The organism is Pseudomonas sp. AN-B15 (assembly GCF_019056475.1).
GTDB lineage: Bacteria > Pseudomonadota > Gammaproteobacteria > Pseudomonadales > Pseudomonadaceae > Aquipseudomonas > Aquipseudomonas parakoreensis.
Window position 1 is genome coordinate 2,546,827 of record NZ_CP049737.1, and the last position, 13,927, is coordinate 2,560,753.

A 13,927-nucleotide genomic window follows, 5' to 3' on the forward strand; every position below is an offset into this window, starting at 1 on the left:
TCTTCGAGACCATCGACATGGATGTTCGCCAGTTCGCCTTCCTTGCAGGCCAGCCTTCTGCGGCCGTGAAAAACCGTGAGTCGTTCCTGGGCATGCCCAAGCGCGGGCTGGCGTTCCTGCTGGCGAACGTCATGTTCTGGCAGCCGATGTGGGCGCAGGCCGACGGCATTGTCGTGGCCAACCCCAACACCTCGCTGGATCGGGCCGGCAATGGCGTGCCGATCATCAACATCGCCACGCCCAACGGCAGCGGGCTGTCGCACAACCAGTTTCACGATTACAACGTCGGTGCGCAGGGCGTCATCCTCAACAACGGCTCGGCGCAGACCTCGAACACCCAGTTGGCCGGGCACATCATCGGCAACCCGAACCTGAAAAACAGTGGCTCGGCGCAAGCGATTCTCAACGAAGTCATCAGCGGCAACCCGAGCCAGTTGCGCGGTTACACCGAAGTGGCGGGGCAGTCGGCGCGAGTGATTGTCGCCAATCCGTATGGCATCACTTGCAACGGTTGCGGCTTCATCAATGCACCGCGCGTGACGCTGAGCACCGGCAAACCGGTGCTGGATAACGGCCGTCTGGATCGCTTCCAGGTCGACCAGGGCAGCGTCGCCATCGAAGGCGCCGGCCTCAACGCGAGCAACGTCGACCGTTTCGAAATCATCACCCGCAGTGCGAAGATCAATGCGCAACTGCAGGCGCAGAATCTGACGATTGTTGCCGGGCGCAACGACGTCAACGCACAGACCTTGAACACCACCGCCCGCGCCGATGATGGCAGCGCCAAACCGCAACTGGCAATCGACTCGTCGGCGCTGGGCGGGATGTATGCCGGGGCGATCAAACTGGTCGGCACCGAGGCCGGGGTCGGGGTGAAACTGGCGGGCAACCTGGCCGCCAGTGGTGGCGATATCCAGATCGATGCCAACGGCCAGTTGACCCTGGCGCAGACCTCGGCAGCCACTGCCGTGAACATTAAAGCCAACAGCCTTACTGCCCAAGGTCCGGTCTACGCCGGCACCGCACTGAGCGTGCAAACCCAAGGCGATCTGAGCAACCAGCAAAACCTCGCTGCACGCGACAGCATCAGCCTCAGCGCCGGTGGAACCCTGAGCAACAACGGCATCATTGAAGCCGGGATCAACGCCGACAACAGCCGAAACAGCGCTGGCGACGTGAGCCTGAGTGTGCAGAATCTCAACAACAGCGGTAAAAGCGTGATCGCCAGTCGCAACCTGACGGCGACCGTCGCGCAAACCCTGAACAACCAGGGCGGTACGTTGAGCGCCCAGCAGAGCACGCGCCTCACAGCCACCACCCTGGACAATCAGAACAAGGGCAGCGTCCTCGGTAACTCGACGGTGCAGTTGAGCGCCAGCAAGGTCATCAACACTCAGGGCGTGATCAGCAGCAACGGCAACCTCGGCGCCGATTTCGGCGATCTGAATAACCACAGTGGCGAGATATCCAGCGCCGGCACCACCCGTATCAACGCCATCACGCTGGACAACAGCGACGGCCAGGTGACGGGTGACGTAGCGCTGAACATCGGTTTGATCGGCGCGCTGAACAACCGCAACGGTGTGTTGGGCTCGGGGGTAAATGTCAGCATCACCGCCGCCAGCCTCGACAACAGTCACGAAGGCAGTCTCGTCAGCGACGGCAGTCTGACCGCGCGCATCACTGGCTTGTTCGATAACCAGAACGGTGAGCTGAGCGCCAAAGGTGCGGTCGATGTCCAGAGTGGCAGCCTCGACAACCGTGGCGGCAGCGTGGTTGGCAAGGATCGCCTGACCCTGCGCAGCGATTCCGTGGACAACCGCGGCGGTAAAGTTCGCGCGACCAAAGACCTGCAACTCAGCGTTGGCGCACTCGACAATCGCGATAAAGGTCTGCTCGATGGTCAGGCCGCCGTCAACTACAGCGGCACACAACTGGATAACCGTGGCGGCTTGCTCAGTGCGGCAGGCCCGATGATTCTCGGTGTGACGCGCATCGATAACAGCGCCGGGCGCATCTCAAGCAAAGCCGATCTGAACGCCAACGTGACGCAATTGGTTAACCAGGGTGGTGAATTGGTCGCCCAAGGTTCGTTGTTGCTCAGTGGCCAGTCGCTCGACAACCGTAAGGCCGGTCTGGTCGGTACCACAAAAGCGCTGAAACTCACGGTCGGCGAGATCGACAATCGCGGTGGCGAAATCTCCAGCACCGTCGATGTGACCGTCATCGGTCAAAGCCTGAACAACAGTGACAGCGGCAAAGTCCTCGCCGGAACCACCCTTGGCCTGACTGTGGCCCGGGTCATCAATCAGACCCTCGGACAACTGTTCAGTGTTGGCACTTCGACGCTGACCGGGCAGAGCCTGGATAACAGCGGCGGTAGTTTCGTCACCCGGCAGGGCAATCTGGACATTCGTCTCGACAACGCCTTGAGCAATATCGAGGGTCTGATCAGCAGCGAAGGGACGCTGACCGTACACGCCGGCAGTCTCGATAATACGCGCGGTCACTTGACGAGCGCCGGCGCGCTGACGCTGACCAGCACGGGCAGCCTGAACAATCAGACGGGTTTGATCGCCACCGACAGCGGGCTGATCCTTGCTTCAAAAAGTCTGGATAACAGTCAGGGCGGCTTGATCAGCGGCAAAAAAGCCACCGCGCTGACCACCGGCATCTTCAACAACGCCTCCGGCGGCAGCCTGGTCAGCGGTGACATCCTTACGCTCAACGCCGGCGCAGTGAACAACGGCATCGGCAGCCGGATCGCCAGCGAAAGAGCACTGACCGCAACGGTCACCGGCTTCGATCAGCAGGGCGGTCAACTGTTCAGCAAAACCTCCCTGAGCCTCGACCTCAATCACGGCCAGTTGAACAACCGCAATGGCCTGATCAATGCACCGTTGCTGGTGCTGAAAAATCTCCAGGACGTCGACAACCAGGGCGGTGAAATCTCCAGCGCCCAGGCCTTCACCCTGACCGCGCAAAACCTCGATAACAGCAACAACGGCAAATTGATCAGCAATCAGGGCCTGACCCTGCGCATCGAACAACTGCTGGCCAGCGTCAAGGGCCTGATTTCCGCGCAGAGCGTGGATGTCAAAAGCGCTCGCCTGGACAACAGCGGCGGCCTGATCACCAGCCGTGGCACCCTCGGGGTGACGGTGGACGGCCAACTGGTCAACCAGAGCGGTACGCTGATCGCTGATGATGAACTGAATCTGAAAGCCGACAGCGTCGACAACAGCGAAGGGCACATTGCCGGTAAAGCCGACGTTATCGCCAACGTCGCGACCCTCGATAACCAACACGGTGAACTGGTGGCAACCGACGGGCTGAAGCTCACCGGCAACAGCCTCGACAACCGTAACGGCGGTCTCGTCGGGGCGAATCAGGCGCTGCAACTGACGCTCGATGCCATCGACAACCGTGGCGGCGAGCTGTCCAGCCAGGCTGACGTAACGTTGGTCGGCAGTCGTCTGGACAACAGCGATGGCGGTAAGTTGATCGCACAAGGTGCTTTGAGCCTGACCGTTGATGAAGTGCTCAACCGTGCCAAGGGGCTGATCTCGGGCAAGACCGACCTGAGCCTGACCGGCCGCAGCCTCGACAGCACTGCGGGTGCACTCCTGAGCCAGAGCAACCTGAAACTCGACCTGAGCGGCGACCTGAATAACAGTCAGGGCCTGATCAGCGCGGAAGGCAGCCTTGGCGTGACAGCGGCGAGTCTGACCAACAACCTCGGCAGCCTGTCGGTTGCCGGGCCGTTGACATTGACCACCAGCGGCGTGGTGCTCAACCGCGGTGGTCAGATCGTCACCGACGCCAGCCTCAATCTCAGCAGTGCCAGCCTCGACAACAGCAAAGGGGGTAGCCTCAGCGCCAAAGGCGCGGTAGTGGTGCACACCGGTACACTGGATAACAGCCACAACGGCCGTCTGAACAGTGGCGACACGCTGGAATTGAAAGCGACCCAAGTGACCAACCAGGACGGCGGTCGTATCGCCAGCGTTGCTGCGCTGAAAGCGAACGTCACCGGTCTCGATCAGCAGGGCGGCCAGTTGTTCAGCAATACGTCGCTGGATCTGGACCTCAATCACGGTCAACTGAACAACCAGAGCGGCTTCATCAGCGCGCCGTTGCTGATGCTCAAGAACCTCCAGGACGTCAACAACACCGGCGGTGAAATCTCCAGCGCGCAGACGTTCACCGTGACGGCGCGCAGCCTCGACAACAGCAACGGCAAATTGCTCAGCAATCAGGCCGTGACGCTGCGCATCGACCAGGCGCTGACCAACATCAAAGGCCTGATTGCTGCGGCTGCGCTGGACGTCAAAGCGGCCAGCCTCGACAACAGCGGCGGCACAACGACCAGCCGTTCGAATCTGGACCTTAACCTCGACGGCCTGCTCACCAACCAGAACCAGGGCCTGATCAATGCCACCACCGGCCTGACCATCAACAGCAACGGCCTGAACAACCAGAACGGCTCGCTGCTGGGCAGTGCCATCGCCATTGATTTCGGCGCGGCCACTGCTGATCTGAACAACGACGGCGGCCTGATCACCACTGAAGGCCAGTTGAGCATTCAGCACCTGCGTGACCTCACCAACCGCAGCGGCAAGATCGCCAGCAGCCAAAGTATCGACCTTGTCGCCCGCAGCCTCGATAGCAGCAACGGCAAGCTGGTCAGCAACAATCTGCTGAATCTCAACACCGGTGCACTGGTCAACCAGAACGGGGTGATCTCCGGGGTGCAAGGCCTGACGGTCAACGCCGCGAGCCTCGATAACCGCAACAAGGGCACGCTCTCTGCCAGTGATGGCAACCTCAGCGTGACGTTGAGCGGGGATTTGCTCAACAGCGGCGCGGGGGCACTGGTCACCCAGAAAAATCTCAGCGTCACCGCAGCGAATCTGGATAACAGCAACAACGGTGTGGTCTCCAGTACGGGTGCGCAAACCCTGACCATCAACGGTCTGCTGAACAATGCGACGGGTGGCCTGATCTCTACCGATGCGAGCCTGGCGATGCAAGCCATGACGCTGGGTAACGCCGGCGGCACCGTCAATGCCACGCAGGATTTGAGCTTCACCGGCACCGCCCTGGACAACACCGGTGGCAGTCTGGCTGGTAACGCCGCCGTGACCCTCGACCTGCTCGGTGCCCTGACCAACACCAATGGCAAGCTCGCCAGTGGTGGCACGCTGTTGCTGCAACGCGCCACGCAGATCAACAACCAGGGCGGCCAATTGGCGAGCCAGAGCCTGATGACCCTGTTGAGCGGTGGTCTGGACAACCGCAACCGTGGCACCGTCGCCGCCAGCGGCCTGTTGACCATCACCACACCGGGCGCCATCCAGAACAGCGCCGATGGCTTGATCTACAGCCAGAACAGCGACCTGCGAATCCAGGCCGCCAGCCTCGCCAACGCGAAGGGCACCTTACAGGCGAAAGGTGCAGTCACCGTTGTCAGCAACGGCGATATCGACAACCAGAGCGGTCTAATCCTCGCCACCAACGGTGATCTGTCCATCGATGCCGGCAATCTGGACAGCCGTGGCGGTGTTCTCGCCAGCCTGCAAGCGGCGTTCACCGCACGCCTGACCGGAGTGCTGAAAAACGGCTATGACCTGAACAACAATCGTCAGGGCGGGGTGATCCAGGGCCAGCGTTTGAACCTCAATGCGGCGATGGGCCTCGACAACTATGGCGGCCGTATTTCCGCACAAAGCGGCGACGCCATCGTCGTGACCGGCAACTTCGACAACCGCAATGGCGGCCTCTACGCCAAAGGCAAAATCAACGTCACCGGCAACAACTTCGACAACAGCGGCGACAACGACGGCCAGATTGCCGGCCAGCAGATTGACCTCAATCTGACCGGCGCATTGAATAACCGCCTGGGCATCATCGAAAGCGACAGCACCCTTGCCATCAAGGCTGCCAGCCTCGATAACCAGACCGGCCAGTTGCGTGCCCTCGGCAGCGGCGGCAAAACCAGCTTCCAGATTGGCGGCCTGTTCGACAACCGCAACGGCACGCTGGAAACTGCCAACACCGACCTGACGCTCGGCACCGGCAGCTTCCTCAATACCGGCGGCAGCCTGTTGCACGTCGGTACCGGCACGTTCGACATCTCCACCAACAACGTCATCAACGCCGGCGGCACCCTCGTGACCCGCGGCGGCCTGACCATCAGCACCGATACCTGGACCAACAGCAGTTCGATTCAGGCCGGGCGCTTGACCGTCAACGTCAACCACCTGACCCAGACGGCCAGCGGCCAATTGCTCGCCTCCGACAGCTTCACCGGCACCGGCATAAACTGGTTCAACGAAGGCCTGCTGGCCAGTGACGGCAGCATGAATGTTGGCCTGAGTGCCGCTTATTGGGGGGCAGGGCGCCTCACCAGTCAGGGCGATCTGACCCTGAACGCTGCACAAGTGAGCCTCAACAGCGTCAATTCCAGCATCGCCGGGGGGGGGCAGACCACGCTCAATGTCGGTGGTCAACTGAACAATGCCGGTCGCCTGACCTCCGGTGCGGGCATGACCATCAATGCCGGCGGCGTGCGCAACTATGGCACCACGGCCGCCGGCACTGACCTGACACTGACCACTGGTAATCTGGTCAACGCCAGCGGTCTGTTCTTCAGCGGCAAGGACATGTCGTTGCGGGTCGCCGATCTGAATAACAGCTACGGCAACATTTACAGCCTCGGCAATCTGACGATTGACCGCGATGGCCGTGGCGGGTTGGCCAACTCCATCGTCAACCGTTCGGCGTCGCTGCAAAGCGATGGCAGCATGACGCTGGCAGCGAGCTCGATCCAGAACATCCGCGACGTGCTCACGGTCAACAACGCCGGCATCTACACTGCGCGGATCGGTGAAGTCACCTGTATCGAAGGGGTGAACGCCGGTGACTGCAGTGGCAAGCAGAACCACGCGTGGGAAATCGTACAGCGTGAAAAACTCGAGGTTACCTCGGCCAGCGCCGCGTCCAGCATTACCGCTGGTGGCAACCTGACCCTCAATGGCGGTGACCTGTTCAACCAGAGCAGCACCATTGCCACCGCGGGCAACTTCATTGCCAATGTGGCGAACCTGACCAACAGCGGCGTGGAGACCGGTGAAACCGAAACCACCCGGATCTACATGTCCCAGCGCACCAGCAATGCGGGTGGCTGGTACAGCGCCGCCAGCGCCTTCACCAATCAGTACTGGTACGAAAGCAGCGGCTACAACGTCAATAATCTGGGTGGCCTGCAGGGCGGTATCGCGAACTTCATCGGCATGACCGAACGGGAACTGCCGGAGCTGGGCAGCACCCGCAAAATTGCCTCCAGCGACCAGAGCTACGCCGCCGTGATCCAGGCCGCTGGCGCGGTCAATATCACTGCCCAGAACAACATCGATAACAGTGTCGTGCGTCCGGGCTACACCTATATCGGCAGCGGTCCGCGAACCGGCACCGGGGCGGGTGGCAGTCAGTTCTCCACACGGGTTACCGTCAATCAGCAACTGCCTCCGAACCTTGCCCAGCAGCAAGTCAACCCGGTGGTGTTGCCTGGCTTTGCACTGCCGACCGGGCAAAACGGTCTGTTCCGCCTTAGCGGCCAGGAAAGTACCGCGCCGGTCGCGACCGGCCCGCAGAGCTGGACAATGGGCGGCGCCAGCGTCAACCTGAGCCAGCGCGATCAAGCATTGCCAGGCGTGCAGACACGCAACATTCTCCTGACCAACAATGCCTCGGCTGCGGCCAGCAGCGTCAACCTGAGTACCGCCGATCACCAGGCCCAGCAACCGGGCGTTGGTGCCAGTGCAATCGACGTCAGCACGCCAGCAACTGACGGCAGCGGCGCGACCCTGCCGGGGCGCTCCACTGCGTTCACCATCAACCGGGTGCAGGGTGTTCCGACCAGTGCGGGCACATCCAATCCGCAGAAATACCTGGTCGAAACCAACCCGGTACTGACCGACCTCAAACAGTTCATGAGTTCGGACTACCTGCTGTCCAAACTCGGTTACGACCCTGATCAAAGTGCCAAGCGCCTGGGTGACGGCTTCTACGAGCAGACCCTGGTCCAGCAAGCCGTGGTTGCCCGTACCGGTCAACGTTTCATAGATGGGCAGACGTCCAACGACGGCTTGTTCAAGTACCTGATGGACAACGCGCTCACCAGCAAAAACGAGCTTAATCTGGCGGTGGGCGTCAGCCTGACCTCCGAACAAGTCGCGGCCCTGACCCACGACATCGTCTGGATGGAAAACGCTGAAGTGAACGGCGAGCAAGTGCTGGTGCCGGTTCTGTACCTGGCCAACGCCAACAATCGCCTGGCCCCGAACGGCGCCTTGATCCAGGGTAGCGACGTGACCTTGATCGCCGGCAAGGACCTGAACAACGTCGGCACTTTGAAGGCCAACAACAACCTGTCGGCCACCGCCACCAACGATCTGGTCAACAGCGGCCTGATCGACGCGGGCAATCGCCTCGAGCTGCTGGCCGGCAACAACCTGAGCAACAAATCCGGCGGCGTTATCGCGGGTAAAGAAGTCTCGTTGACCACCACCCGTGGCGACATCATCAACGAACGCACCGTCACCACCCACGAAAGCGACAGCGGCTACCGCAGTGAGCGCAGCGATTTTGTGGACAGTGCAGCGCGTATCGAGGCAGCCAACAACCTGACCATCAAGGCTGGGCAGGACTTCAACAACACCGGTGGCGTGCTTAAAAGCGGCCTGGACACCACGATCAATGCCGGGCGCGACGTCAACCTTGTTTCGGCTGAGCAAGTCTCAGGCGGGCAGCGTGGTTTGCACACGGATCAGACGATTACTCAGTATGGTTCGGCCATTGATGCAGGGCAGAGTCTGATCGTCAACGCCGGTCGCGACATCACTGCCATTGCCAGCCAGATTGGTGCCAAACGCGACGTAGACATGAGTGCCGTGGGTGACTTGACGCTGGCCTCGGCTGCGGATGAAGAACACTCGTACAGCAAAACGAAGAAGGTGACGAGTCAGGAGGATCATGTCAGTCAGGTTTCCACGACCCTGACGGCTGGGGGGACTGTCTTGCTCAACGCCGGTAAAGACTTGAGCCTGATTGCCAGTCGGGTCAGCGCCGGGGATGAGGCTTATCTGACGGCGGGTGCCAATCTGGCGCTGCAATCGGCAGAAGACACCGATTACAGCTTCTACAGCAAGACCAAGAAAACCTCCTCCGGGAAGAAAAGCCGCCTTGACGAGGAATCCAGCACCACCAATATCGCCAGTTCGGTAACGTCGGGCGGTAATGCAACGCTGGTTGCCAATAACGACATGCTCATCAAAGGCAGTGAAGTTGCCTCTGACAAAGGTGGTGTGAAACTGGTTGCAGGCAATGACATGCAAATCGTTGCTGTCACTGACTCACAAAGCGTGCGCCATGAAAGCAGCTCCAGCAAAAGTGGTTGGGGAGGCTTGAAGTCGAGCAAGGTCAAGGATCAGGTTTCCGAGACGCAAACGACGGCGGTCGGCAGCATGATTTCGGGTAACACTGTAGATGTGGTGGCCGGCCGAGACGCGACGATTACCGGATCAGCCTTGGTCAGCACCCAGGATTTGTCAGTGCAGGCCGGTCGCGACTTGACCATCAACGCCGCGGAAAACACCTTTACCCGTAATGAACTGCACAAGGAAAAGAACCGCGATCTGACCGGGGTACTGACCGCTAACAACCTTGGCGTCGATGACATCACCGGTAACCAGCACTTGTCTGTCAGCAGTCAGAATCATACTGGCCAATCGTCCCAGACCACTTTGACCGGTAGCACCATTGGCTCCAGTGCTGGCAACGTAACCCTTTCCAGCGGGCGCGAGTTGAGCGTGATCGCCAGCGATCTGGTCAGCACCAAGAACATGAGCCTGACCGGCTCCAAGGTGACCATCGCTGCGGGCATGGAAAGCTTGAGCCAAAGCAGTACCGATAAATCCAGCAGCCTGGGGGTAGGCCGGGTCATTGGCGGCATGATCGTTGATACGGTCAATACCATTCACAACTCGGTCGAAGCGGCGAAAAACGCCGACGACCCGAGGCTTAAAGCGGTCAAATATGCTCAAGCCGCCATGGCGCTGAACGACCTCGGCGGTATGGGGGGAAGCGCCGAAGGTGCAGGTTCCGACTATGGCAAGAAACAGGGTTCCGCCAGCAATGGTTCGTTGATAAAGATCGGTACTGAACTGGCGAATACCCACAGCAAGAGCACTAGCGAGTACAACAGTCAGACAGCGAAACAAAGCACGATCAATGCGGGCCAGAACCTGCTGATCATCGCTGATGGCGGTGCGCCGGGAACGGCCGGTGATATTCATATTGTCGGCAGCAGCTTGAAAGCCGCCGACACTGCGTTGATTGCCAAGAACAACATCGTTCTGGAAAGCGCGCAGAACACCGCCGATTGGGCCAACAACGGCAGCAATAACAAAACCGCCATCGGGGCGAGCTTCAACCTGGGCGAACAGAATGGCTTCACCCTTGACCTAGGTGCGTCGGTTGCAAAAAATAAGGGTACGGGTAGTTCGGTTACCCAGGTCAATACGACCCTGGATACTGGCTCGCTGTCCCTGCAAAGCGGTAACGATACGACGCTGGCAGGCGCACAGGTTCGGGCCGACAGTATCAAGGCACTGGTCGACGGTAACCTCAACATTACCTCGCGTCAGGACACCGAGACCCAGAGCAGTAAGCAGGGCAGTGCAGGCTTCGGCGCCAGTATCTGTATTCCGCCATTCTGCTATGGAGCAACCGTCACCGGGTCTGCGAGCCTCGCCGCTGGCAACATGAACAGCGACTACAAGGCAGTGACAGATCAGAGCGGCCTGTTCGCCGGCAATGGTGGCTACGACATCACCGTTGGTAAAAACACCACCCTGCAAGGGGCAGTCATTGCCAGTGAGGCAACGCCAGACAAGAACCTGCTGAGTACCGATCGGCTGTTCGTCAGTGACATCAAAAACACGAGCGAGATCAGTGCCCAGTCGGCCGGTATTTCGCTGTCGTACGGTGGCAAGTCCGGCACAAGTGTTGGCGGCAGTATTCCGCTGGCACTTGAAGATTCGGATCAGAGCAAGACCCGCAGTGCCGTCAGCGAAGGCACCATCATCGTTCGCAACGCTGCAGGCGTGAACGATCTGGTGGGTCTGAGTCGTGATACAGCGCATGCGAATGAGGCACTGGACAAACCTGATCAAAAAGCCATTCAAGAGCGGATTGATCTGATTCAGAGCACGGTTTCGCTGTCGAGAAACATCATCGGCAAAGTGGCGAGCGCACAGCAGCAAGCGGCTGCTGACAAACTGAAGGCGGCCACCACCGACGAAGAGCGTAAGGCTGCACTCGATGAGTACACCAGTTGGGGGGTGGGCGGCGATAAACGCATAATGGCGGATGTCGCTGCTGGCTTGATTGCAGTGGGCTTGGGGGGCGTTGGCGGTACGACAGCGATCGGTGTCGTCGCCAATACCTCGGCTAACGATGCGTTCAAGAAAATCGGCGATTACGCCAGCCAACAAGAACGTGATGCTACCGATCCCGTGACCCGAGCAGCATGGGCTGAAGGCGGGGCGGCACGCGTCATGTTGCACTCGCTGGTTGGCGCGGTGATGGGGTTGTCGGGCAGCAGCGTCGCAGCCGGTGCACTGGGTGCAGGGGTCTCAGCGGCTCTGATGCCGATGATTGCCAAAGCCCTGAAAGATAGTGGCCTCAGCGACAAGCAGCAGGATTCGTTGGCTACCTTGATTGCTTCGGGCCTAGGCGCGGCAGCGGGATCTGGTGGTGGAACAACGGGCGCGACGACTGCGGTCACCAGTGCAACCGGTGTCGATATGTTCAACCGACAATTGCACAAGCAACAGGAAATCCCGCTGCTGAAGAAAAAAGCTGAGGAGCTGCAAGCGCGTGGAGGATCGCGCTCGGGCGCTCAGTGGGAAGATTTGTTACTGCTCGCAGCCGGTGCTGAAGTAGACGCTGCCGGTCTCGCACATCTGAAAAGCGTAATGCAAAACGCTGTCGGTAATGATCCGGAGTCCAGGAACTTCGCTGAAGATATGGGCGACGCCTATGCAGCAATCAGCCAATTGTCCGGTCAAAAAATCCCGCTGACCTGGAGTGATGGTCGACCGATTATTGCCAACGGAGCACCGGTTTACGCGTTCAGTGCGACAGATGCGCAATTCAATGACTCTACCTTGTTCAATGCTGCCGGGACCTATGGCCCGGGAGCTGTGTACCAGCACTGGAGTCAGTTCGGTAAAGACCAGACGACTCAGTATGAAAACGAGCTATCCAGCATTTCGACCTACGCGTCTGATTTAGCGAACACTGCTGAACGACTGTCGGCCATTTCGGGCAAAGGAATATTGTCATCCACGATTATTGATGATGTGCTCCTTTCGATGACCGGGATTCGCAGTGGCAAGGTTGTTATCGATGCGGTTCTGGAGGCGCTGGCGAAGAAGCAGGTGGCGAAAGATGTCGTAACGACCGCCGGTGCAAAAGGCACAGCGGGAACTCCAGTAACTAAGGGGCCTTGCTGCTTTGCTGCGGGTACGAAAGTTTCTACACCGCAAGGCGACCGCGCTATTGAGTCGCTCAAGGTGGGAGATGTTGTCTGGAGCAAGCCTGAGAAAGGGGGCAAGCCGTTCGCTGCTGCCATTCTGGCAACGCATCAGCGTTCGGATCAGCCGATCTACCGCCTCACGCTCAAAAGTGTTCGTGGCGCTGGCGCAGCGAAAGGCGAAACCCTGCTGGTTACCCCGAGCCACCCATTCTATGTACCCGCCAAACGTGACTTCATTCCAGTCAAGGATCTGGAACCGGGTGATCTGCTGCAGTCACTGGCTGATGGCGACACCGAAAACACCTCGTCCGAAGTCGAATCGCTTGAGCTGTACCTGCCCGTGGGCAAAACATACAATCTGACGGTCGATGTGGGGCATACGTTCTACGTTGGCGAGCTCAAGACATGGGTACACAACACTGGGCCTTGTGATTTGCCTCCGGATTATTTTGCGGGTGGATCAAAAGCGACTGCGACAGTGATCGACACTGCTCCGATGGCCCAACGGATCATGGACGTTCGAGCTGGATTGCCGTCTGATTTACGGCGAAGTGGTAACGTAGCTGTCGCGGAAATAGATATTCCCGGAATACCTAAGCAAATGGCCGCACACAGCCAAGTCTCTGAGGCCGGCAAAGGACTTGTTGGCTCTGGAAATGGAAATTTTGTGGCTCAATCTGTACCCAATAAGGCTGGAGATTTGGTTTATCGGGGAATAGATACGGAATACAAAATTCTAGACAATATCGCTGACCAGTTGGGAGGGAACACCTCCGCGAGAGGGACCGTAAATATTCTAACGGAGAAAGCTGCTTGTGCAAGCTGTCTGAATGTAGCAGAGCAGTTCAAGGCGAAGTACCCTAATATTACAGTTAATATTTTTGATAATCAGGGCGTTATGTTACGCCCACCGAGGAAGACGCCATAATGGAAGAGAGAGTGACCTATGGTGAAATTCGGGCTTGGTTTCTGGGTAGCTATTATAGCTATTGCAGAGCCAAACTCAGCCACCAAAGCTCATGGGTTGAAGGTGAAAGTGAAGTAGGTTATGCCTATAGTGAACTTGAAAACTCTTTTGATTTACCTATTGAGAAATTAATGTTAGAGGTTCTGGCACTTATTCTTTCGGCAGGCCGATCTTCGGAAAAAATCCAGAAATATCATGTGGATGCTATCTCTGGATTGTTAAAGGATATTGAGCGCTCTTCTATTTTGGAGGAGCTGCCTACTGATGAACTGGCAGAGCTTATCGATGACCTTAGGGTGTTAGGTTTGTATTAATAGATAAAGCAGCCATAGCCGGAGCTATTTGTTGATGCAAAC

The 13,927-nt window shown here is 58.8% G+C and carries 2 protein-coding genes; both read left to right on the top strand.

Features of this window, described 5'->3' with window-relative positions; all coding sequences use genetic code 11:
* Window positions 1-17: 17 nt before the first annotated feature.
* The gene (locus GTQ41_RS11560; protein WP_217325504.1) at window positions 18-13,532 is read left to right on the top strand and encodes a hemagglutinin repeat-containing protein; all 13,515 of its coding nucleotides are present in this window, start codon (window positions 18-20) and stop codon (window positions 13,530-13,532) included.
* Window positions 13,532-13,885 (top strand): Imm2 family immunity protein, encoded by a 354-nt coding sequence (gene imm2, locus GTQ41_RS11565; protein WP_047294839.1) that lies wholly within the window; start codon window positions 13,532-13,534, stop codon window positions 13,883-13,885. The genes GTQ41_RS11560 and imm2 overlap by 1 nt, the downstream gene beginning before the upstream one ends.
* The last annotated feature ends 42 nt before the right edge of the window (window positions 13,886-13,927 follow it).

What these genes read in the sequence shown, in the direction of transcription:
- GTQ41_RS11560 (WP_217325504.1), top strand. Translation starts at nt 18, where the DNA reads ATGGATGTTCGCCAGTTCGCCTTCCTTGCAGGCCAGCCTTCTGCGGCC.
- imm2 (WP_047294839.1), top strand. Translation starts at nt 13,532, where the DNA reads ATGGAAGAGAGAGTGACCTATGGTGAAATTCGGGCTTGGTTTCTGGGT.